General features: G+C 72.0%; 21 protein-coding genes. 18 read left to right on the top strand and 3 right to left on the bottom strand.

The features are described from left to right. Window positions 1-8: 8 nt before the first annotated feature. Both ACFZBB_RS09770 and ACFZBB_RS09765 read right to left on the bottom strand, forming a co-directional pair. Window positions 9-857 (bottom strand): TIM barrel protein, encoded by an 849-nt coding sequence (locus ACFZBB_RS09770; RefSeq protein ID WP_391119633.1) that lies wholly within the window; start codon window positions 855-857, stop codon window positions 9-11. 60 nt (window positions 858-917) lie between these two features. After that, window positions 918-1,958 (bottom strand): Gfo/Idh/MocA family oxidoreductase, encoded by a 1,041-nt coding sequence (locus tag ACFZBB_RS09765; RefSeq protein WP_391119631.1) that lies wholly within the window; start codon window positions 1,956-1,958, stop codon window positions 918-920. 131 nt (window positions 1,959-2,089) lie between these two features. Here ACFZBB_RS09765 and ACFZBB_RS09760 point away from each other — a divergent pair, with 131 nt between their 5' ends. The 15 genes from ACFZBB_RS09760 to ACFZBB_RS09690 all read left to right on the top strand — a co-directional run bounded on the left by ACFZBB_RS09760 (window position 2,090) and on the right by ACFZBB_RS09690 (window position 15,007). Further along, on the top strand, window positions 2,090-2,923 hold the full coding sequence (locus ACFZBB_RS09760; RefSeq protein WP_391119629.1) for a UTRA domain-containing protein: 834 nt from the start codon (window positions 2,090-2,092) through the stop codon (window positions 2,921-2,923). Between the two features lie 253 nt (window positions 2,924-3,176). After that, window positions 3,177-4,148 carry a substrate-binding domain-containing protein gene (locus ACFZBB_RS09755; RefSeq protein WP_391120132.1) on the top strand — a complete coding sequence of 324 codons (972 nt, stop codon included), beginning with the start codon at window positions 3,177-3,179 and terminating at the stop codon, window positions 4,146-4,148. Window positions 4,149-4,189: 41 nt separating this feature from the next. Further along, window positions 4,190-5,224, top strand: coding sequence for an ABC transporter permease (locus tag ACFZBB_RS09750; RefSeq protein ID WP_391120130.1), 1,035 nt, complete (start codon window positions 4,190-4,192; stop codon window positions 5,222-5,224). After that, the gene (locus ACFZBB_RS09745; RefSeq protein ID WP_391119627.1) at window positions 5,221-6,078 is read left to right on the top strand and encodes an ATP-binding cassette domain-containing protein; all 858 of its coding nucleotides are present in this window, start codon (window positions 5,221-5,223) and stop codon (window positions 6,076-6,078) included. The genes ACFZBB_RS09750 and ACFZBB_RS09745 overlap by 4 nt, the downstream gene beginning before the upstream one ends. Next, window positions 6,075-7,214 (top strand): ROK family glucokinase, encoded by a 1,140-nt coding sequence (locus ACFZBB_RS09740; RefSeq protein WP_391119625.1) that lies wholly within the window; start codon window positions 6,075-6,077, stop codon window positions 7,212-7,214. The genes ACFZBB_RS09745 and ACFZBB_RS09740 overlap by 4 nt, the downstream gene beginning before the upstream one ends. Then, complete coding sequence (locus ACFZBB_RS09735; protein ID WP_391119623.1) at window positions 7,211-7,846, top strand: hypothetical protein; 636 nt, start codon at window positions 7,211-7,213, stop codon at window positions 7,844-7,846. Before ACFZBB_RS09740 ends, ACFZBB_RS09735 begins: the two co-directional genes overlap by 4 nt. Window positions 7,847-7,967: 121 nt before the next feature. Further along, window positions 7,968-9,239 carry an alpha/beta fold hydrolase gene (locus tag ACFZBB_RS09730; protein WP_391119621.1) on the top strand — a complete coding sequence of 424 codons (1,272 nt, stop codon included), beginning with the start codon at window positions 7,968-7,970 and terminating at the stop codon, window positions 9,237-9,239. A gap of 125 nt (window positions 9,240-9,364) precedes the next feature. Beyond that, on the top strand, window positions 9,365-9,997 hold the full coding sequence (locus ACFZBB_RS09725; RefSeq protein ID WP_391119619.1) for an MBL fold metallo-hydrolase: 633 nt from the start codon (window positions 9,365-9,367) through the stop codon (window positions 9,995-9,997). Window positions 9,998-10,046: 49 nt separating this feature from the next. After that, window positions 10,047-10,826 carry an exodeoxyribonuclease III gene (locus ACFZBB_RS09720; RefSeq protein WP_391119617.1) on the top strand — a complete coding sequence of 260 codons (780 nt, stop codon included), beginning with the start codon at window positions 10,047-10,049 and terminating at the stop codon, window positions 10,824-10,826. Between the two features lie 96 nt (window positions 10,827-10,922). Then, on the top strand, window positions 10,923-11,363 hold the full coding sequence (locus ACFZBB_RS09715; RefSeq protein WP_391119615.1) for a DUF6278 family protein: 441 nt from the start codon (window positions 10,923-10,925) through the stop codon (window positions 11,361-11,363). Between the two features lie 175 nt (window positions 11,364-11,538). Next, entirely contained in the window at window positions 11,539-11,790 is a 252-nt protein-coding gene (locus tag ACFZBB_RS09710) for a TfoX/Sxy family DNA transformation protein (RefSeq protein ID WP_188285422.1), read from the top strand. Between the two features lie 8 nt (window positions 11,791-11,798). Then, the gene (locus ACFZBB_RS09705; protein ID WP_188285421.1) at window positions 11,799-12,542 is read left to right on the top strand and encodes an amino acid ABC transporter ATP-binding protein; all 744 of its coding nucleotides are present in this window, start codon (window positions 11,799-11,801) and stop codon (window positions 12,540-12,542) included. A gap of 17 nt (window positions 12,543-12,559) precedes the next feature. Continuing rightward, window positions 12,560-13,507 (top strand): transporter substrate-binding domain-containing protein, encoded by a 948-nt coding sequence (locus ACFZBB_RS09700; RefSeq protein WP_391119613.1) that lies wholly within the window; start codon window positions 12,560-12,562, stop codon window positions 13,505-13,507. A gap of 16 nt (window positions 13,508-13,523) precedes the next feature. Then, a complete protein-coding gene (locus ACFZBB_RS09695; RefSeq protein WP_391119611.1) occupies window positions 13,524-14,168 on the top strand; it encodes an ABC transporter permease subunit in 645 nt (214 codons plus the stop codon). After that, the gene (locus ACFZBB_RS09690; RefSeq protein WP_391119608.1) at window positions 14,165-15,007 is read left to right on the top strand and encodes an ABC transporter permease subunit; all 843 of its coding nucleotides are present in this window, start codon (window positions 14,165-14,167) and stop codon (window positions 15,005-15,007) included. Before ACFZBB_RS09695 ends, ACFZBB_RS09690 begins: the two co-directional genes overlap by 4 nt. 22 nt (window positions 15,008-15,029) lie before the next feature. Here ACFZBB_RS09690 and ACFZBB_RS09685 read toward each other — a convergent pair whose 3' ends face one another. Next, window positions 15,030-16,670, bottom strand: coding sequence for a CocE/NonD family hydrolase (locus ACFZBB_RS09685; protein ID WP_391119606.1), 1,641 nt, complete (start codon window positions 16,668-16,670; stop codon window positions 15,030-15,032). A gap of 284 nt (window positions 16,671-16,954) precedes the next feature. On the opposite strand from ACFZBB_RS09685, the gene ACFZBB_RS09680 reads away from it, so the two are divergent. Genes ACFZBB_RS09680 through ACFZBB_RS09670 form a run of 3 tightly spaced genes read left to right on the top strand, consistent with a single transcriptional unit; the run spans window position 16,955 to window position 21,032 of the window. After that, complete coding sequence (locus tag ACFZBB_RS09680) at window positions 16,955-18,829, top strand: transketolase (protein ID WP_391119604.1); 1,875 nt, start codon at window positions 16,955-16,957, stop codon at window positions 18,827-18,829. Further along, window positions 18,826-20,016 (top strand): cation diffusion facilitator family transporter, encoded by a 1,191-nt coding sequence (locus ACFZBB_RS09675; RefSeq protein WP_391119602.1) that lies wholly within the window; start codon window positions 18,826-18,828, stop codon window positions 20,014-20,016. The genes ACFZBB_RS09680 and ACFZBB_RS09675 overlap by 4 nt, the downstream gene beginning before the upstream one ends. A gap of 20 nt (window positions 20,017-20,036) precedes the next feature. Further along, on the top strand, window positions 20,037-21,032 hold the full coding sequence (locus tag ACFZBB_RS09670; protein WP_391119600.1) for a GDSL-type esterase/lipase family protein: 996 nt from the start codon (window positions 20,037-20,039) through the stop codon (window positions 21,030-21,032). Window positions 21,033-21,079 lie beyond the last annotated feature (47 nt).

The following is a 21,079-nucleotide window of genomic DNA, read 5'->3' as shown; positions in this document are numbered from 1 at the left end:
GGGGGGTGTCATTGGTGGGTGAGCCAGTGGAGGGAGGCGCGGATGGCGGGGAGGGGGCCTTGGCCGGGGGGTGGGGGGGCGGTGAGGACGGTGTCCTGCTCCATGACGTACCAGCCGGGGTAGCCGGCGGATTCGAGGTGGGTGATGAGGGCGGTGAGGTCGAGGCCGCCCTGGCCGAGGGGGCGGTAGAGGCCCTGCTGGACGGCGGAGGTGTAGGTGGTGCGGCCGCCGCGGACGGCGCCGGCGGCGGCGGGGTCGACGTCCTTGAGGTGGACGTGCGTGACGCGGGAGGCGGCCCGGCGCGCGAGGGCGACCGGGTCGGTGCCGCCGATGAGGAGGTGCCCGGTGTCGAGGCAGAGCCCGATCCGGCTGCCGTCGAGGACGCGGTCGACCTCGGCGGGCCCTTCGACGACGGTGCCGACATGGGGGTGGAGGGCGGCGGTGACGCCGAGCGAGGCGGCGAGGTCGGTGACGGCGTCGAGCCGGTCCAGCAGGGTGCGCCAGCCGTCGGCCGACACGGCGGGACGTTCGTCGTAGCCGTCGAGCCCGGTGGCCGCGGCCAGGACGAGCGTGCGGGCGCCCGCGGCGGTGAAGCGGTCGAGGTCGGCCCGGATGTCCGGCAGCGGATCGTGGCCGGGATCGTGCAGCACGGCGGGCACGAAGCCGCCGACCGCGGTGACGCCGTGGGCGGCCAGCAGCGGCCCCGGCAGAAAGCCGTCGGGCCCGAACTCACTGGCGGAGATGCCCAGCTCCGTCATCTCCGCCAGCACCCGCTCGGGCGTCAACTGGTGCCCCCAGCCGGGCACTTCGCACACACCCCAGGAAATCGGCGCCCCCGCGATCCGCTCCCGCTTCATGCCGTCACCACCTCCGGTGTCCCGTGGACCCGCCCCGCGGGCGCCGCCGTCCTGCCCGGCTCATGCCACCACTCCGCTCACGTCGCCCTCACACACGCGCATGCCCACGTCGGCGACCGTCACCGGACGTCTCTCGCGGCGCGAGACCTCGCACGCCTCGGCGACGAGCAGCGCGCGCAACGCCTCACGACCCTCGCAGGGATTCGGCTCAAGGCCGCGTACGACGCGCAGGAAGGCGGCCAGTTCGGCCCGGTAGGCGGCGGCGAACCGGTCGAGGAAGCCGGGCCAGGGCGCCGGGGGCAGGGCCGCGACCGCGACCGGCTCCATCGAGCGCAAGGGCGTCCGCGGGCCGACGCCCACCGCGATCTGGTCGTCGGTCCCGGCCAGTTCCATCCGGACGTCGTACCCCGCGCCGTGGTAGCGGGTCGCCGTCGCCGTCGCGAGGACACCGCCCTCCAGGGTGAGCAGCGCCGCCGCGGTGTCGGCGTCGCCCGCCGCGCGGAAGAAGTCGTCGCCGCCGTTGGCACCCGTCGCGTACACCTCGGTGATCTCCCGGCCGGTGACCCAGCGCAGCACGTCGAAGTCGTGGATGAGGCAGTCGCGGTAGAGGCCGCCGGAGAGCGGGACGTATGCGGCCGGCGGCGGCGCCGGGTCAGAGGTGACGGTGCGCACGGTGTGCAGCCGGCCCACCCTGCCCGCCCGTACGGCCTCGCGCGCCGCGCGGTACCCGGCGTCGAAGCGCCGCTGGAAGCCGATCTGGAGCACGGCTCCCGCGGCCTCGACGGCGTCGAGCGCCGCCACCGTACCGGCGAGGTCGAGCGCCACCGGCTTCTCGCAGAAGGCGGGAATCCCGGCGCGGGCGGCGCGGGTGATCAGCGCGGCGTGCGACGCGGTGGCGGAGGCGATGACGACGGCGTCCGGCGCGCTGTCGAAGAGTGCGTCCACCGAAAGGGCCGCGCGCCCGCCGACCGACGCGGCGACCTGCCGGGCGCGCCCCGCCTCGGTGTCGGCGACCGTCACCTCGTCGACGTCCTCGTGGGCGGCCAGCGTGGCGGCGTGGAAGGAGCCGATCCGCCCGGCGCCGATGAGTCCGATCCGCATAGCTGCTACTTGCCCCTTCACCGCGGGAGACGTGCGCGCTGTCCCAACCTCCCGCGCCGCCCGCCCCCTGTCAACGCTTTGTCCGGACATAAGGACTTCCGGTGATCATGGGGGGCCGATACGCTCCCTCCGTGCCCAAGCAGGAGCCCACGCACGCACCCCCACACGAACCAGGTCGCGAATCCGTGCCGCCCGGCCGTGGGCGCCCGCAGGCGCGGCCCGTCCAGCGCGATCTGCGGCTGGCCGTCGACCGCGCCAGCCCCGTACCGCTGTACTTCCAGCTCGCCCGGCAGCTCGAAGCCGCCATAGAAGAGGGCGCGCTCGCCCCCGGCAGCCTGCTCGGCAACGAGATAGAGCTGGCCGCGCGGCTCGGCCTGTCCCGGCCGACCGTCCGGCAGGCCATCCAGTCGCTGGTCGACAAGGGTCTGTTGGTGCGCCGCCGGGGCGTCGGCACCCAGGTGGTGCACAGCCATGTCGCCCGCCCGCTGGAACTGAGCAGCCTGTACGACGACCTGCTCGCCGCGGGTCGGCACCCCAGCACCCAGGTGCTCGCGAACGCCCGCGGGCCCGCGCCCGCCGCGGTCGCCGCCGCCCTGGGCCTGCCGGAGTCCTGCCAGGTCGCCGTCGTGCACCGGCTGCGCCTCACCCACGGCGAGCCGATGGCGTACCTGTGCAACTACCTCCCCTGCGACCTGCTGGAACCGGCCACCGGCGAGCTGGAGACCAACGGCCTGTACGCGCTGATGCGGCACCACGGCATCACCCTGCACAGCGCGGAGCAGACCGTGGGGGCCCGCGCGGCCACGGCCGAGGAGAGCAGGCTGCTGGCCGAGCCGCCGGGCGCGGCGCTGCTGACGATGCAGCGGACCACGTACGACGACCGGGGCCGCGCGATCGAGTTCGGCTCCCATCTGTACCGGGCCTCGCGCTATACCTTCGAGTTCCGGCTGCTGGTCAGAGCCTGAGGCAGGACCGGTGCGAAGACGCCCGCCGACCGCGTACGGACCCCCTCGCCGCCCCCGTGGAGGCCCCTTCTACCGCACCCCCGCCAACCCGCCGCACCGGCCCGCCGGGCATCGCGCCGTACCCCTTGACGGATACTTGGGCCGCCGGGATGGTCGCTCGCAACACTCTCATCCCGGCAGTAACAGGAACCGCAGGGAAAGGCAGGGCCTCGTGGCGATGGCAAGGGCGGGAACACGGGTGGTGGGCGCGCTGATGGCGGCGGTGCTCGGCGCGGTCTGCCTGGCCGGGTGCAGCAGCACCGGCGGCAAGCGCGCGGAGGACCGGGCCAAGCAGGCCGCGGCCAACGGCTCCGCCGTCAACACACCGCACTGGACCTTCGCGATGGTCACCCACTCCGGCGCGGGCGACACCTTCTGGGACATCGTCCAGAGCGGCGCCAAGCAGGCCGCCGACAAGGACAACATCAAGTTCCTCTACTCCAACAGCGACCAGGCCAACGAGCAGTCGCAGCTCGTCCAGGCCGCCATCGACCAGCACGTGGACGGGCTGATCGTCACACTCGCCAAGCCCGACGCGATGAAGGCCGTCGTGCTCAAGGCGGAGAAGGCCGGTATCCCGGTCATCACGATCAACTCCGGCTCGCAGGAGTCCAAGGAATTCGGCACGCTCGGCCACATCGGCCAGGACGAGACCATCGCGGGCCGCGCGGTCGGCGACGAGCTGAACAAGCGCGGCAGGAAGCACGCCCTGTGCGTGCTCCACGAGCAGGGCAACGTGGGCCACGAGCAGCGCTGCGCGGGCGCCAAGGCCACCTTCTCCGGGACGATGGACAACCTCTACGTCGACGGCACGAACATGCCCGACGTGCAGTCCGCCGTCCAGGCCAAGCTCCAGGCCGACAAGAGCATCGACTCCGTCGTCACCCTCGGCGCGCCCTTCGCGGCCACCGCGGTCAAGGCCAAGGACCAGGCGGGCTCCTCCGCCGAGGTCGACACCTTCGACCTGAACGCGCAGGTCGCCGCCTCCCTCAAGGCGGGCACCATCGGCTTCGCCGTCGACCAGCAGCCGTACCTCCAGGGCTACGAGGCGATCGACCTGCTGTGGCTGTACCGCTACAACGGCGACACCCTCGGCGGCGGCCAGCCCGTCCTGACCGGGCCGCAGATCGTCACCAAGGACGACGCGGAAGCCCTGCTGTCGTACACCAAGCGGGGCACCCGTTGAGCGGGCAGGGCACGCGCACCCCGGACGGCGGCGCCCCGGACCTGCTGGTGAGCCCGGTGGACGATGAGCGGCTGGCGCCGAGATCCGTCGTGCGCGCCCTGCTGGCCAGGCCCGAGCTGGGCTCCGTCGTCGGCGCGGTCGCCGTCTTCGTCTTCTTCTCCGTCGTCGCCGACGCCTTCCTGCGGGCATCCAGCCTCGGCACGGTGCTGTACGCGTCCTCCACGATCGGCATCATGGCCGTCCCCGTGGCGCTGCTGATGATCGGCGGCGAGTTCGACCTGTCGGCCGGTGTCCTGGTGACCAGCTCCGCGCTGGTCTCCTCGATGTTCAGCTACCAGATGACCGCGAACGTCTGGGTCGGCGTCGGTGTGTCGCTGCTGGTGACCCTCGCCATCGGCTTCTTCAACGGCCTCCTGCTCGTGCGCACCAAACTGCCCAGCTTCATCATCACGCTGGGCACCTTCCTGATGCTCACCGGCCTCAATCTGGGCTTCACCAAGCTCATCAGCGGCACCGTCTCCACCAAGACGATCGCCGACATGGAGGGCTTCCCGACCGCCCGCGACCTGTTCGCCTCGCACTGGACGATCGGCTCGGTCGACCTCCAGGTCACCATCTTGTGGTGGCTCGGCCTGGTCGCCGTGGCCACCTGGGTGCTGCTGCGCACCCGCGCGGGGAACTGGATCTTCGCCGCGGGCGGCAACGCGGACGCGGCCCGCGCGGTCGGCGTCCCCGTCGCCCGTACCAAGATCGGCCTGTACATGGCGGTCGCCTTCTGCGCCTGGATCTCGGGACAGCACCTGCTGTTCTCGTTCGACGTGGTGCAGTCGGGCGAGGGCGTCGGCAACGAGTTCCTGTACATCATCGCGGCCGTCATCGGCGGCTGCCTGATGACCGGCGGATACGGCAGCGCCATCGGCTCGGCGGTCGGCGCGTTCATCTTCGGCATGACCAACAAGGGCATCGTGTACGCCCAGTGGAATCCGGACTGGTTCAAGTTCTTCCTCGGCGCGATGCTGCTGCTCGCGACGCTGCTGAACGCCTGGGTCCGCAAGCGGGCGGAGGCCGCGGCATGAGCGCAGAACCCGTCCTCGACAAGGTCCCCGCGCCCGCCGGCGCCCCGCTGGTCGAGCTGACCGACGTCTCCAAGTCGTACGGGAACGTCCGCGCGCTGCGGGACGTCTCCCTCGAAGTACGTGCCGGGGAGATCACCTGCGTCCTCGGCGACAACGGCGCGGGCAAGTCCACCCTCATCAAGATCATCGCCGGGCTGCACCAGCACGACACGGGCAGATACGCCATCGAGGGCGAGGACGTACGGCACAGCTCGCCGCGCGAGGCGCTCGACCGCGGCATCGCCACCGTCTACCAGGACCTGGCGGTGGTCCCCCTGATGCCGGTCTGGCGGAATTTCTTCCTCGGCTCCGAGCCCACCCTCGGCCGCGGCCCGCTGCGCAGGCTCGACGTGTCCGCCATGCGCGCCACCACCCACCAGGCGCTGCTGCGGATGGGCATCGACCTGCGCGACGTCGACCAGCCGATCGGCACCCTGTCCGGCGGCGAGCGCCAGTGCGTGGCCATCGCCCGCGCCGTGCACTTCGGCGCGAAGGTGCTGGTCCTGGACGAGCCGACGGCCGCGCTCGGCGTCAAGCAGTCGGGTGTGGTGCTGAAATACGTGGCCGCCGCGCGCGACGCGGGGCTCGGTGTGGTACTCATCACGCACAATCCGCACCACGCGTATCTGGTCGGTGACCGGTTCATTCTGCTCAAGCGAGGCGCGATGTCGGGCAGCCACCTGAAGAAGGACATTACGCTGGACGAGCTGACCCGAGAGATGGCCGGGGGCAGCGAGCTGGACGAGTTGACCCACGAACTGATGCGCCGGACGACCACCACGCCACCGGCGACCGACCCGGAGACCTCCGCTTGAGTGCCAATCGTGAACGTGTGTACCGCGGCGGCGCCGCCAGGGCGACGGTGCTCCAGACCGTCGGCCGCCGCGAGAGGCGCTCGCATCTGACCGCGCCCCGCGTCCCCACCGTCGGTATCGACATCGGCGGCACCAAGGTGATGGCCGGGGTGGTCGACGCGGACGGGGTGATCCTGGAGAAGATCCGCACCGAGACGCCCGACAAGTCCAAGAGCCCCAAGGTCGTCGAGGACACCATCGTCGAGCTGGTCCTGGACCTGTCGGAGCGGCACGACGTGCACGCGGTCGGCATCGGGGCGGCGGGCTGGGTCGACGCCGACCGCTCGCGGGTGCTCTTCGCCCCGCACCTGTCCTGGCGCGACGAGCCGCTGCGCGACCGGCTAGCCGAGCGCCTGCTGGTCCCCGTCATGGTCGACAACGACGCGAACACCGCGGCCTGGGCCGAGTGGCGCTTCGGCGCCGGGCGCGGCGAGGCCGACCTGGTGATGATCACCCTCGGCACCGGCATCGGCGGCGCGATCCTGGAGGACGGCCAGGTCAAGAGGGGCCGCTACGGCGTCGCGGGCGAGTTCGGCCATATGCAGGTGGTGCAGGGCGGCCACCGCTGCGCCTGCGGCAACCGCGGCTGCTGGGAGCAGTACAGCTCGGGGAACGCGCTGGTCAGGGAGGCCCGCGAGATGGCTGCCGCGGATTCCCCGGTCGCCTACGGGATCATCGACCGGGTCGGCGGCAGCATCAGCGAGATCACCGGGCCGCTGATCACCGAGCTGGCCCGCGAGGGCGACGCGATGTGCGTCGAGCTGTTCCAGGACATCGGCCAGTGGCTGGGCATCGGCATCGCCAACCTCGCCGCCGCCCTCGACCCGTCCTGCTTCGTCATCGGCGGCGGCGTCAGCGCCGCCGACGGCCTGCTGATCAACCCGGCCAGGGACGCCTTCCGGCGCAATCTCACCGGCCGCGGCTACCGGCCGGAGGCGCGGATCGCCAAGGCCGAGCTGGGCCCCGAGGCCGGTATGGTCGGCGCCGCCGACCTGGCCCGGCTGGTCGCCCGCCGCTTCCGCCGCGCCACCCGCCGCCGCGTCGAGCGGTACGAACGCTACGGCCGCGTCTACGGACGGCAGGGAGCCCAGTCGTGACCACCACACCCTTCGACCAGGACACCCTGGAGCCGGGCCCCGAGTCCGACGGGGGACCGCCCGCGGACGGCGACGCGGGCCGGGCGCGGCTCGCGCCTCCGCCGCGGAACCCGCCGCGCTGGGTCCGCTGGACCGTCGTCCCGCTGCTCGTCCTCGTACCGATCGGGTACGTGCTGATCTCCGCCGAGCAGAGCCGGGACAGCGGGGTCACCAAGCAGAAGGAGGCGGCCCTCAGCCATCTTGAGCTGGCCGTTCCGACCATCCTCCAGCGGCAGATATACCAACTGCCCTTCCCCGACGGCACCACGGGCCCCGGCTACCTGGAGACCAACTCCTGGGACACCAGCGCGCTGTACGTCCAGTTCACCACCACCTCAGGCGGCCTGGACACCTTCCTCGCGCAGGTCGGCAGCGCCCGGAACGTGCTGCGCGGGGGCAAGGACGCGATCACCGCCGCGCAGGCCAGGACGGCGGGCTGGAACTTCCTCACCGGCCGCACGTATGTGGGCATCAGCATGCACCAGGCCGGCGACAAACCGGACCGCAACATCGTGGTGGACCTCACCGACCCGGACGTCCCCACGGTGTACGCGGTCTCCACCGTCAACTTCCGGCACGGCTTCAAGGGATGACGGCGGCGGGGCGCCGATGTCAGGGGCGATGACAACGATGGCCCATGACAGCCCTCGCGGGCCCGCGGAAGCGGGCCACTCGGATTTCGGAAGCACACACTCCACTCGGTAGCGTGAGGCGATGAGCGACTCGACCGACGGCGATCTGGACCCGCGGCCCCCCCTTCAGCACCGCTTCGACGGCCCCGCCGACGCCCCCGTCCTGATCCTGGGCCCGGCCCTCGGCGCCACCTGGCACATGTGGGACCGGCAACTCCCGGCGCTCACCGAGCAGTGGCGGGTGCTGCGCTACGAGCTGCCGGGCCACGGCGGCGCGCCCGCGCACCCCGCGGCCTCGGTCGACGACCTGGCCGCCCGGCTGCTCGCCGTCCTGGACGACGAGGGCGTCGACACCTTCGGTTACGCGGGCTGCTCGCTCGGCGCCGCCATCGGCGCCCGGCTCGCGCTGCTGCGCCCCGACCGGGTCGCCGCGCTCGCCCTGGTCTCGGCCGCCGCGCGGTACGCCACCGCCGACGTGTGGCGGCAGCGCGGCGTCGTGGTCCGTGCCAACGGCCTGGACCGCACGGCGCTGGCCAGCCCCGAGCGCTGGTTCACCGGCCCTTTCCTCGCCACCCAGCCCGCGATCACCGACTGGGCCGTGCAGATGGTCAGGACCACCGACGCGGACTGCTACATCGCCGGGTGCGAGGCGCTGGCCGCCTTCGACATCCGGGACGCGCTCGGCAGCATCAAGGTGCCGACGCTGGTGGTGGCGGGCGCCGACGACACCGAGACCCCGCCCGCCGACGCCCGGCTGCTGGTCGCCGGAATACCGGACGCCCGGCTCGCGGTCGTCCCGGCCACCGGCCACCTGGCGCCCGTCGAGGAGCCCGTGGCCGTCGGCGACCTGCTGGCGACGCACTTCGGCAGCGTGTGGACCGAGCCGGTGTCCGTGTCGACCGGCTCCGTCGCCGTACCCCCGGCCCCCGTCGTACCGCCGCAGGCCGTCGCCGCGCCGCCCGCCGCGGTGGCGCCCGACACGTACGAGGAAGGGCTGCGGATACGGCGCGAGGTGATCGGTGACGCGGAGGTCGACCAGGCGCTGGCCCGCGCCGAGGACTTCGGCGCCGACTTCGACAGCTTCCTGACCCGCTACGCCTGGGGCGAGGTCTGGTCGCGGCCCGGCCTCGACCGGCGCACCAGAAGCTTCGTGACGCTGACCGCGCTGACCGCCACCGGCAGGCTGGAGGAGCTGGCCGACCACACCAGGGCGGCGCTGCGCAACGGCCTGACCCCGGCGGAGATCGAGGAGGTCCTGCTGCACACCGCGCTCTACTGCGGCCTGCCCGCCGCCAGGGCCGCCGTGGACACCGCGCGTACGGTGATCCGGCAGGAGACCGGGGCGCACCCGTAGCAAGATGGAGGCGTATCGGAAAACGCCCAGCATCCGAAGATCCAGCACCCGAGACGCCCAGCACCCGAAAAGCCCTGCACCCGAGTACCAGAGAAGCCCAGAACGCGCTGCCGAGGACGGACCCTGTGAAGCTCACGAAGAAGCGCCACGCCTGCATCCGGCTGGAGAAGGACGGGCGCACGCTCGTCATCGATCCGGGCACCTTCAGCGAGGAGGACGCGGCGGTCGGCGCCGACGTCATCCTGGTCACGCACGAGCACCTGGACCACTTCAACGCCGACCGGCTGCGAGCCGGGCTCGAAGCCAATCCGGGCGCGGAGCTGTGGACCCTGCGCGCGGTGGCCGACGAGGTCTCCGCGGCCTTCCCCGGCCGCGTGCACACCGTCGGCGACGGCGACACCTTCACCGCCGCGGGCTTCGACGTCCAGGTGCACGGCGAGCTGCACGCCGTCATCCACCCGGACATCCCGCGGATCACCAACGTCGGCTACCTGATCGACGGTTCGCTCTTCCACCCCGGTGACGCGCTGACCCTGCCCGGCGCCGCCGTGGACACCCTGCTGCTGCCCGTGCAGGCCCCCTGGAGCAAGATCTCCGAGGTCATCGACTACGTCCGCGAGGTCAAGCCGCGCCGCGCCATCGACGTGCACGACGCGCTGCTGACCGACCTGGCCCGGCCGATCTACGACACGCAGATCGGCGGCCTCGGCGGCGCCGACCACGTCCGGCTGGCGCCGGGCGAGAGCACGCAGGCGTAGCAGCGCCGCCACCGGGTCGCTGTCGGACCCACCGGTTAGGTTGGGGAGCATGCGCATCGCGACCTGGAACATCAACTCGATCACCGCCCGCCTTCCGCGGCTGCTCGCCTGGCTGGAGAGCAGCGGCACCGACGTCCTGTGCCTCCAGGAGACCAAGTGCACCGCCGAGCAGTTCCCGCGCGACGAGCTGCGCGAGCTGGGGTACGAGTCGGCGGTGCACGCCACCGGCAGGTGGAACGGGGTGGCGCTGGTCTCCCGTGTGGGCCTGGAGCACGTGGTCGAGGGCCTGCCCGGCGGACCCGACTGGGAGGGCGTGCACGAGCCGCGTTCGGTCTCCGCGACCTGCGGCGCCGTCCGTCTCTGGTCGGTCTACGTGCCCAACGGCCGTGAGGTCGACCACCCGCACTACGCGTACAAGCTCCAGTGGTTCGAGGCGCTGCGCACCGCCGTCGCGCAGGACGCGGCCGGTCCGCGGCCCTTCGCGGTGCTCGGCGACTTCAATGTCGCGCCGGTGGACGAGGACGTGTGGGACCTGTCGGTCTTCGAGGGTCAGACGCATGTCACCGCCCCGGAGCGCGCCGCGCTGGCCGCCCTGCGCGAGACCGGCCTCACCGATGTGATGCCGCGCCCGCTGAAGTACGACCGCCCGTACACGTACTGGGACTACCGGCAGCTCGCCTTCCCCAAGAACCGCGGGATGCGGATCGACCTGGTGTACGGGAACGAGCCGTTCGCCAAGGCCGTCGGCGACGCGTACGTGGACCGCGAGGAGCGCAAGGGCAAGGGCGCCTCCGACCATGCGCCGGTCGTGGTGGACCTGGAGGTCTGACCGGGGGCCGCCGCGGCGCGCGGGGGCGCTCCGGCCGGCCGTTCCCGGCACGCGCGCCTGTGGTCGCGGCGGCACGGCAGGTGCGACGCTGACCACATGGACATCCCCCTGATCGGCAAGTGGCGCAGAAGACACGGCGTCGCCCGCGGTTTCGCCGTGTACACCGACGGCGCCCCCGACGCGACCGGCGTCGCGGAACTGCTCGGCGAGTGCGAACTGCTGCGCGCCCGCGCCGCCGACGACGGGGTGGACCTGGACGACACCCCCGAATCGCTCGCGGCCCTCGACCAGTTGGCGCCGAGCTGGCGGGACGACGAAGAGGTGCTGTCGGACCTCGGCAACGACGCGGGCCTCTACCTCGGCACCGTCATGGTGCTCACGGTCCCCGACGCGGCGTGGGAGATCCTGCCCAACGGCCATCCCGTGGTGCGGCTCGCGTCCGGCCGCGAGATCGACACCGTGGCGATCGGCCACGCCTGGGCCGAGAGCGGCAGCCCAGAACTGTCCCAGGTGCTCGCGGAGTCGTCGGAAGACTGAGCCCGTACGGCGGTGCGGCTGTCACCCGATCCAGTGGTCGTCACCACACAGTGGGGTGCGGTCCAGGGCGTGTCACCACGCGATGGCCGCGCAGGGCACTAGAGGACGTGCATGATGGCGCCGAAGGTCCCCCTTTTCGCACCAGTCCCCACCAGCTCGGTACCGGAGGCACGACGTGGACTCCCTTCAGCAGCTCCCGAACATCGGGTCGGTCCTGGCCGACCGCCTGCGCCGCGCGGGCGTCGACGACGCGGGCGAACTGCGACGGCTGGGCTCCGGCCGCGCCTTCGAGAAGATCCGGCCCGAACTGCCGGAAGACGCCTGCACGCACACGCTGCTCGCGCTGGAGGGCGCGCTGCGCGGCATGCGCTGGACCGCGATCCCGCAGACCGAACGCGACACCCTCGTCCATCGCGTGCTGGGCTGAGCGCGCGGATGACCCGGGAACCCCTGATCGTCCTGCGCGGGGTCAACAAGCACTTCGGCCCGCTGCATGTGCTCAAGGACATCGATCTGACCATCGGCCGCGGCGAGGTCGTCGTGATCATCGGTCCCTCGGGTTCCGGGAAGTCCACGCTGTGCCGGGCCATCAACCGCCTCGAACCCGTGGAGTCGGGCACGATCACCATCGACGGCGTGCCGCTGCCCGCCGAGGGCCGCGAGCTGGCCCGGCTCCGCGCCGATGTCGGCATGGTCTTCCAGTCCTTCAACCTCTTCGCGCACAAGACCGTCCTGCAGAACGTGATGCTCGCGCCGGTCAAGGTGCGCGGCCGGGGCAAGGCCGAGTCGGAGCGGCAGGCCCGCGAACTGCTGGACCGGGTGGGCCTGGTGGGGCACGAGGACAAGTTCCCCGCGCAGATGTCCGGCGGCCAGCAGCAGCGGGTGGCCATCGCCCGCGCACTGGCCATGAACCCCAAGGCGATGCTCTTCGACGAGCCCACCTCGGCCCTCGACCCCGAGATGATCAACGAGGTGCTGGAGGTGATGCGGCAGCTCGCCGAGGAGGGCATGACCATGGTCGTGGTCACCCACGAGATGGGCTTCGCCCGGTCCGCCGCGCACCGGGTGGTCTTCATGGCGGACGGCCGGATCGTCGAGGACCGGGTGCCGGAGGAGTTCTTCACCGCGCCGCGCAGCGAGCGCGCCAAGGACTTCCTCTCCAAGATCCTGCACCACTGATCAGCACCTGGACCGCCATGCGACGCACTCACCGGCCCGCCCGTCCGGCGCGCCCGGCAGCCGTGGCCTGTCTCGTGGCGCTGGCCGCGGTGACCGGGCTGGCCGCGCTGACCGCTGTGACCGGCTGCGGCAAGCAGGGCAGCCCGCCCGCCAAGGGCCCCCGCGCCGACGCCCTGCCCGCCTACCGGGTCAACCGCGACTTCTCGCTCCCGGCCTCCGCCACCTGGTCGGCCGCCCACCGGCGCGGCAGGCTCGTGGTCGGCGTCAAGGACGACCAGCCGTATCTCGGCGAGCGCGACCCGGCCACCGGCACGTACTCCGGTTTCGACATCGAGATCGCCAAGATGATGGCCGCCTCGCTCGGCTTCGCGGCCGACCGCGTGCAGTACAAGCCGATCGCCTCCGCCAACCGGGAGACCGCCCTGAGCAACGGCCAGATCGACTACTACGTGGGCACGTACACCATCAACGCCCTGCGCAAGAAGCAGGTCGGCTTCGCGGGCCCGTACTACATGGCCGGGCAGGGCCTGCTGGTGCGCAAGGACGAGAAGAACATCAACGGGCCGCAGGACCTGAAGGGCAAGAAGGTCTGCTCGGCGGCCGGTTCCACCCCGATCCAGCGGATCGAGCGCGACTACCCCGACGCCACGCCGGTCACGTACGACACGTACTCGGTGTGCGTGGACAATCTGCTGACCTACCAGGTCGACGCGGTCACCACCGACGACTCGATCCTGCTGGGCTACGCGGCCAAGGCGCCGAACGAGATGAAGCTGGTCGGCAAGCCGTTCTCGAAGGAGCCGTACGGCATCGGACTCGCCAAGGGCGACACGGCGCTGCGGGGCGCGCTGGACGACGCGATCGTGGCGCACGAGCGCGACGGCGACTGGAAGAAGGCGTACGCGGCGACGCTGGGTCTGTCCGGGGTCCCGGCGCCCGTACCGCCGCCGGTCGACCGGTACTGAGGGGGAGACACACCGCGTGAACGTCCTGACCGACAACTACTCGCTCTTCGGCAAGGGCCTGTGGGGCACCGTCCAGCTCACCCTGCTCGCCGGGGCGCTCTCGCTGGTCGTCGGGGTGATCGTCGCCGGATTCCGGGTGTCGCCCGTCAAAGCGCTCCGGGCGTTCGGCACCGCCTGGGTGACGGTGCTGCGCAACACCCCGCTGACGCTGCTGTTCTTCGCGGTGCTGCTCGGCCTGCCGCGCTTCGGACTCGTGCTGCCCTTCCGGGTGTTCGCGATCCTGGCGCTGGGCGCGTACACCTCGGCGTTCATCTGCGAGGCGGTCAGGGCCGGGATCAACACCGTGCCGCTCGGCCAGGGCGAGGCGGCCCGCAGCCTGGGCATGACCTTCACGCAGACACTGAGCCTGGTGGTGCTGCCGCAGGCCGCCCGCGCGGTGATCTCGCCGATCGGCTCCACGCTGATCGCGCTGGCCAAGAACTCCGCCATCGCCGGGTCCTTCTCGGTCACCGAACTGCTCGGCACGTACAAGCCGCTCAACGAACTGGGCTACAGCATCGTGTGGACCTTCGTCTGGATCGCCGTCGGCTATCTGATCGTCACCCTGACCATCAGCGCGGTCTTCAACGTGCTGGAGCGGAAGCTGGGGGTCGCGCGATGAGCGGAAGCAGCGCGCTGTACGACATTCCGGGGCCCAAGGCGCTGGCCAGGCACCGGCTGTACGCGTGGCTCACCACGGCGGTGCTCGCGGCGCTGGTCGGCTTCGTCGTCTACAAGCTGGTGGACACCGGGCAGTTCTCCGCCGTGAAGTGGCGGCCCTTCGAATACGCGGGCATCCAGCGGCTGTTGCTCAAGGGCCTGGCCAACACGCTGAAGGCGTTCGGCTGGGCGGCGGTCCTCTCGCTGGTCTTCGGCGCGGTCTTCGCCGCCGGACGGCTCTCGGACCACCGGCCGGTGCGCTGGTTCAGCACGCTGGTGGTGGAGTTCTTCCGCGCGATGCCGCTGCTGGTGATGATCTTCTTCATCTTCATCGCCCTCAAGCTGGAGCCGATGACGGCCCTGGTCATCGGCCTGACGCTGTACAACGGCTCGGTGCTCGCCGAGGTGTTCAGGGCCGGTGTCAACGCCGTGCCGCGCGGCCAGGGCGAGGCCGCCGTCGCGCTCGGCATGCGCAAGACGCAGGTGATGGCCCAGGTGCTGGTGCCGCAGGCGGCCCGCGCGATGCTGCCCGCGATCGTCAGCCAGCTCGTGGTGGCCCTCAAGGACACCTCGCTCGGCTACCTCATCACCTACGAGGAGTTCCTGTACGCGGGCAAGCTGATCGCCACCAACCTCGACTACGACCTGCCCTTCATCCCGGTCGTGATGGTGATCGCGCCGATCTACATCGGCATGTGCATGCTGCTGTCGTGGTTCGCCAACTGGCTGGCGCACCGTGAACGGCACAGCCCCAAGGCCAAGGACGTGCCGGTCACGGTCGCCACACCGCCGGAGATCTGAGCCCGAAGTCCCGCTCAGCGGTTCACCTGTCGTCGAGCGGGACCGACAGCGTCGAGGGGTCGCCGGCCGGGGAGGAGAAGCCCACCGTCGCGAACGCCGGATTCTCCCCGATGTAGAGCGGGTCGACGGTGTCGACGACCAGCGCGAGCCGGTGCCCCGCCGGTACGTCGTACGCCGTCGCCTGGAGCGCGATGTCGGTGCCGAACGCCTTCCCCGGCGTCTTCCCGATCCAGGTGTACGGCGCGTGCGCGACGAGCTTGCCGGTGCCGAGTGCGTCCACGTCGTAGAGGTACGCGACCACCGTGCCGTTGGCCGCGGACGGGGTGAGCGTGGTGTGCAGCACGCTCGTGCCGCGCACGTGCTGGGCGGTGGCGTACGGCTGCGACTGCCACACCCCGGCGAAGGCGCGCGGCAGCAGCGGGATCGACGCGGTGGGCGGGGCCTTGGCGAACTGGTCGAGCAGGCTGGACAGGAAGATGACACCGCCGTCGGCGCCGGAGTCCACGCCGGTGCCGATCGTGGTGTGCCAGCCGGTGCCCGCGTCGCCGCCGAGCGCCCCGGTGCGCGCGCCCTTGGCGCCCAGCGCCAGCTTCTCGGTCCGCGACGGCACCGAGGACCAGTCGGCGTACCCCTCGTAGGCCCCGGTGGAGCGGGAGGTGAGCTGGACCGGCGGCTGGCGGTCGATCCCGTTGTCGGTGCCCTTCAGATAGTGGTCGAGCCAGGCGCGGGCGTCGGTCCAGGTGTCGTTGGGCAGCCCGAGCAGTCCGGTCGCCTCCGCGGTGGCGTGGTCGCCGGGCCGGAACTCCAGCCGCTTGGGGCCGGTCAGCCTCTCGTAGAAGTCCGCGTACTGGTTGGGCGGGAAGAGGCTGTCGCCCCAGGCGTTGGCGAGCATGACGGCGGTGTGGTTGGCGTTGAGCCGGTCCACGTAGGTCAGCGGGGAGCGGAGCTTCGCCCACGCGATCATGGTGTCCTCCGACGCCAGATTCGCGCTGAGGAAATTGGCGAGGATCGACTGGAGCTCGGCGCTGGGGCGGCCGGTCAGATACGCGGAGCCGCCGAGCAGGGCCGCCGCCTGGAGGTGCGGGGTGCGGCCCTGGTAGATCGACTCGACGAGGTCGGCCCAGCCGCTGAGCGCGGCCACCGCCTTGATCCGCGGGTCGTGCGCGGCGCCCAGCAGCCCGATCCCGGCGCCGTACGAGACACCGGCCATGCCGATCCGCGCCGGGTCCGCCGGGGTGTTGGCGAGGGTCCAGTCGATGACCTTCGAGACGTCGGCGACGTCCGGCGGGCCCGCGGTCTCGATCTCGCCGCCGGAGAGCCAGAAGCCGCGGCTGGTGTAACTGACCACGACATAGCCGGAGTCGGCGAGCAGTTTCTCCTGGGCGAGGTACTCCAGGTCGTTGATCGCCCAACTGCTGGGCAGGACGACGACGGGGTAGCGCTGCGAGCCGTCGTATCCGCCGGGGGTGTAGACGTTCGCCTTGAGGGTGATGCCGCCGGAGCCGGGGATGTCGACGAAGCGCAGGGCCGACGCGGCGGCCGGGGCCGCGGCGGCGGACACCTTCGGTACGGGGGCAGGGGCCGCGGTCGCGGCGGGGGCGAGGCCGAGGGCCGTGGAGGCGAGCAGCGCCGCGCCGACGACACCCGCTGTGGTTGCTCTCATGGACTGCTCCTGACACGCCGGATGCAAAGTGACTGGAGAGTAACCACGCGGGCTTACCGAAGGTAACTCGCGTGCATGTTACGCACGGGTAACGATTGATGGGGAAGGTGCGACACCAGGGGCGCGACAGACCGCGCCGCCGCCCCGTTTGTCCGGCCCCGGGCCGGGCAGCCGCACCGCGGGGGGACAGCGGCCGAAAGCGGGGGAGAGCAGGAAGAGCGGCACACACGGGAGCGGGTGGCGGCACGAGGCGGCCACCACGCCACGAAGGGAGAGACGCCGCCATGAACGACGTCACCACGCACGACACCGAACCGGTCGACACAGCCGAGCTCACCGAACTCGCCCAGCAGTTGCGGGTGGACGCGGTACGCGCCGCCGACGCCGCCGGGTCCGGCCACCCCACGTCGTCGATGTCCGCGGCCGATCTGGCCGCCGTCCTCTTCGCCCGCCATCTGCGCTATGACTTCGACCGCCCCGACCACCCCGGCAACGACCACCTGATCCTGTCCAAGGGCCACGCCTCACCGCTGCTCTACGCCGCCTACAAGGCCGCGGGCGCGATCACCGACGAGGAACTGCTGACCTTCAGGAAGCTCGGCAGCCGCATGGAGGGCCACCCCACGCCCCGGCTGCCCTGGGTCGACGTCGCCACCGGATCGCTCGGCCAGGGGCTGCCGATCGGCGTCGGCGTCGCGATGTCCGCCAAGCGCCTGGAACACCTGCCGTACCGCACCTGGGTGCTGTGCGGGGACAGCGAGCTGGCCGAGGGCTCGGTGTGGGAGGCGTTCGAGCACGCCGGCATGGAAGGGCTCGACAATCTCACCGCGATCCTCGACGTCAACCGGCTCGGCCAGCGCGGCCCCACCCGGCACGGCTGGGACCTGGGCGCCTACACCCGCCGTATCCGCGCCTTCGGCTGGAACACCGTCGAGATCGACGGCCACGACATCGCCGCCGTGGACGAGGCGATGACCACCGCGCGCACCAACCGCGGCGCGCCCACCGCGATCATCGCCAGGACCCGCAAGGGCCGCGGCGTCGCGGCCGTCGAGGACCGCGAGGGCATGCACGGCAAGCCGCTGCCGGACGCCGAGGCCGCGATCCGCGAGCTCGGCGGCGTACGCGACCTGCGGGTCCACGTACGGCGCCCGCCGCACGCCGAGCGCCGCGAGCGCGGCGGGGACCCGGCCGCCGCGCTGCCGGAGTACCGGATCGGCGAGGACGTGGCCACTCGTACCGCCTTCGGTGAGGCGCTGGCCGCGCTCGGCACCCGGCGCGAGGACGTCGTGGTCCTGGACGGCGAGGTCGGCGACTCCACCAAGGCCGAGCTGTTCTCCAAGGAGCACCCCGAGCGGTACGTGGAGTGCTACATCGCCGAGCAGCAGCTCATCGGCGCCGCGGTCGGCTTCGGCGTACGCGGCTGGACTCCGTACGCGGCCACCTTCGCCGCGTTCCTGACCCGCGCGCACGACTTCCTGCGGATGGCCGCGGTCAGCCGCTCCGACCTCAACGTCGTCGGCACGCACGCGGGCGTCGCGATCGGCGAGGACGGCCCGTCGCAGATGGCGCTGGAGGACCTGGCGATGATGCGCGCGGTGCACGGCAGCACCGTGCTGTACCCCTGCGACGCCAACCAGACGGCCAAGCTCGTCGCCGCGCTGGCCGACCGCACCGGCGTCGGCTATCTGCGCGCCACCCGCGGGGCCACCCCGGTGATCTACGGGCCCGAGGAGGACTTCCCGATCGGCGGCAGCAAGCTGCTGCGCGAGCACCCCGAGGACCAGGTCACCCTCATCGGCGCGGGCGTCACCCTGCACCAGGCGCTGGCCGCCGCCGACCGGCTCGTCGCCGACGGCATCCGCGCCCGCGTGCTCGACCTCTACTCGGTCAAGCCCGTCGACACCCAGGCGCTGCGCGCCGCCGCGCGGGACACCGGCCGCTTCGTCACCGTCGAGGACCACCACCCGGAGGGCGGCCTGGCCGACGCGGTCCTGGAGTCCTTCGGCAACGGCCACCCGATGCCGCTGCTCACCCGCCTGGCCGTCCACACCATGCCCGGCTCCGCCACCCCCGAGGAACAGCTCCACGCGGCGGGCATCGACGCCGACGCCATCGCCGCCGCGGCCCGGACGCTGATCGGGCACACGCACGAATGAGTGGAGAGCCCACCCTGACCAGCACCGACCAGAACCTGACCGGCGACGACCCGGGGCCTTCCGGGCACACCGGAAGGGGCGAGACTGCGACCGGCGACACGGAGGCAGGCGGTACGGAGACCGGCGCTACGGAGGTGAGCGGTACGGACACCGGTGACACGGACACCGGTCGTGCGGCGTCCGGACCGCCGAAGCCCGGCGCGGACGACGCCGGCGGCGAGCGCGACGAGGGCACCAAGGGCGCGGTGCTCGTCGCGCTCGGCGCCAACCTGGTGATCGCCGCCGCGAAGACGGCCGCGGGCCTCTTCTCCGGATCGCCCGCGCTGCTCTCGGAGGCCGCGCACTCGGTGGCGGACAGCCTCAACGAGGTCTTTCTGCTGCTGTCGCTGCGCCGCAGCCGCCGCGCCCCCGACAGCGACCACCCCTTCGGCTACGGCAAGGAACGCTACTTCTGGTCGCTGCTCGCCGCCGTCGGCATCTTCGTGCTCGGCGGCTGCTTCTCCTTCTACCAGGGCATTCACGCGCTCGGCGGCACGGAGGACGAGTCCCGCAGCGGATACGTGGCGGGTCTGGCCGTCCTGCTGATCGCGCTGCTCGCCGAGGGCGGTTCGCTGCTCAAGGCGGTGGTCCAGGCGCGCCGGTCCGACGAGGGCGCCGACGACCCGGCGCTGCGGACGGTCCTGGCCGAGGACAGCACCGCCGTGATCGGTGTGCTGTTCGCCGCCGCCGGCATGGTCGTCCACATGACGACCGGCAACGCGCTGGGCGAGGCCATCGCCTCGATGGCGATCGGCGCCCTGCTGATGGTCGTCGCGTTCACCCTCGGCCGCACCGCCCACCACCAGCTCATCGGCGTCTCGGTCGACGCCGAACTGCGCGACGGCATCCGCGAACTGCTCCTGGGGCAGACGGAGATCGACACCGTCGAGGAACTGCTGACCATGCGGCTCGGCCTGGACTCCACCCTGGTGGCCGCCAGGATCGACCTGGTGGCCGGCCTGGACAGCGAGCGGGTCGAGGAGGTCAGCCTGCGCATCCGGCGCGACATCCACGCCAAGTGGATCACCGCCGACCGGGTGTTCCTCGACATCACCGACGCCGGAACGGAACGTGAAGCCCGAACGACGCGGGAGCGACGGGCCATTGACAGCGATGGCGGCACACCCGAGCCTGATCATCGTCAATGACGACACCAGGGGAGGGCTCGATGGCCGCAGGTCTGGGCAACGGAAACGGCACCACCGGCGACAGGTTCACCGCGGCCGGGAGCGTACGGGGCAGGACGTCCGGCAGGCGCACCGCCGTCACCGTGGCCGCGGCCCTCGGCGGGGCGCTCGCGCTCACCGCCGCCACCGTCTCGCCCGCGGCGGCCCACTCAGGAGGCCGCCCGCCCTCGCACGGGCACCCGGCACCGGCCGTCCACTATGTCGCGCTCGGGGACTCGTACACCTCAGGCCCGGCCATCCCCACCCAGGTCGACGCCAACTGCGCGCGCTCCGACCGCAATTACCCGTCGCTGGTGAACGACGCGAACGTCTTCGCGTCGTTCACCGACGTGAGTTGCGGCGGCGCCACCACCGCCGAGATGTGGAAGCCGCAGGGCACCAACGGCCCGCAGCTCGACGCCGTCCACCGGGACACGACGCTGGTCACCGTGCAGATCGGTGGCAACGACGTCGGCTTCGGGCCGATCATCGCCACCTGCGCGGGGCTGAGCGTCACCGACGTCACGGGCAGCCCGTGCAAGGACCACTACCGGGCCACGGGCGTCGACCAGCTCACCGTGACCATCCTCCAGACGGCCCCCAAGATCGCCCAGGTGCTGCGCGCGGTCCACAGCAGGGCGCCGCACGCGGAGGTCGTCCTGGTCGGCTACCCCGACCTGCTGCCCGACGACGGCGTGGGCTGCTTCCCGTCCGTGCCCTTCGCGGCCGGGGACTTCCCGTATCTGAGGGACGTGGAGAAGAAGCTCAACGCGATGCTGCGGGTCGAGGCACTGCTCGGCGGGGCGCGCTACGTCGACACGTACAAGCCGACCGTCGGGCACGACATGTGCAAGGCGCCCGCCGACCGCTGGATCGAGCCGCTGGCCCCGGCGTCACCCGCCGCGCCCGCGCACCCGAACGCCAAGGGCGAGCAGTCGATGGCCCAAGCGGTGCTGAGGACGGTCGGGACGGGACACCGCGCCGGTCACGGTCGGTAAGGCTCAGGGGTACCCCTGAGTCGCGGGCGCGCCGGGCGTCATGGATC

This window comes from Streptomyces sp. NPDC008139, from assembly GCF_042957025.1.
In the GTDB taxonomy this organism is placed as follows: domain Bacteria; phylum Actinomycetota; class Actinomycetes; order Streptomycetales; family Streptomycetaceae; genus Actinacidiphila.
This window is presented reverse-complemented; position numbering and strand designations above follow the sequence as displayed.

Bases quoted from the DNA above. Each gene is read 5' to 3' on its own strand.
- ACFZBB_RS09670 (WP_391119600.1), top strand. From the start codon at position 20,037: ATGGCCGCAGGTCTGGGCAACGGAAACGGCACCACCGGCGACAGGTTC.
- ACFZBB_RS09680 (WP_391119604.1), top strand. From the start codon at position 16,955: ATGAACGACGTCACCACGCACGACACCGAACCGGTCGACACAGCCGAG.
- ACFZBB_RS09715 (WP_391119615.1), top strand. From the start codon at position 10,923: ATGGACATCCCCCTGATCGGCAAGTGGCGCAGAAGACACGGCGTCGCC.
- ACFZBB_RS09755 (WP_391120132.1), top strand. From the start codon at position 3,177: ATGGCGGCGGTGCTCGGCGCGGTCTGCCTGGCCGGGTGCAGCAGCACC.
- ACFZBB_RS09765 (WP_391119631.1), bottom strand. From the start codon at position 1,958: ATGCGGATCGGACTCATCGGCGCCGGGCGGATCGGCTCCTTCCACGCC.
- ACFZBB_RS09685 (WP_391119606.1), bottom strand. From the start codon at position 16,670: ATGAGAGCAACCACAGCGGGTGTCGTCGGCGCGGCGCTGCTCGCCTCC.
- ACFZBB_RS09770 (WP_391119633.1), bottom strand. From the start codon at position 857: ATGAAGCGGGAGCGGATCGCGGGGGCGCCGATTTCCTGGGGTGTGTGC.
- ACFZBB_RS09690 (WP_391119608.1), top strand. From the start codon at position 14,165: ATGAGCGGAAGCAGCGCGCTGTACGACATTCCGGGGCCCAAGGCGCTG.
- ACFZBB_RS09700 (WP_391119613.1), top strand. From the start codon at position 12,560: ATGCGACGCACTCACCGGCCCGCCCGTCCGGCGCGCCCGGCAGCCGTG.
- ACFZBB_RS09730 (WP_391119621.1), top strand. From the start codon at position 7,968: ATGAGCGACTCGACCGACGGCGATCTGGACCCGCGGCCCCCCCTTCAG.
- ACFZBB_RS09720 (WP_391119617.1), top strand. From the start codon at position 10,047: ATGCGCATCGCGACCTGGAACATCAACTCGATCACCGCCCGCCTTCCG.
- ACFZBB_RS09745 (WP_391119627.1), top strand. From the start codon at position 5,221: ATGAGCGCAGAACCCGTCCTCGACAAGGTCCCCGCGCCCGCCGGCGCC.
- ACFZBB_RS09705 (WP_188285421.1), top strand. From the start codon at position 11,799: ATGACCCGGGAACCCCTGATCGTCCTGCGCGGGGTCAACAAGCACTTC.
- ACFZBB_RS09675 (WP_391119602.1), top strand. From the start codon at position 18,826: ATGAGTGGAGAGCCCACCCTGACCAGCACCGACCAGAACCTGACCGGC.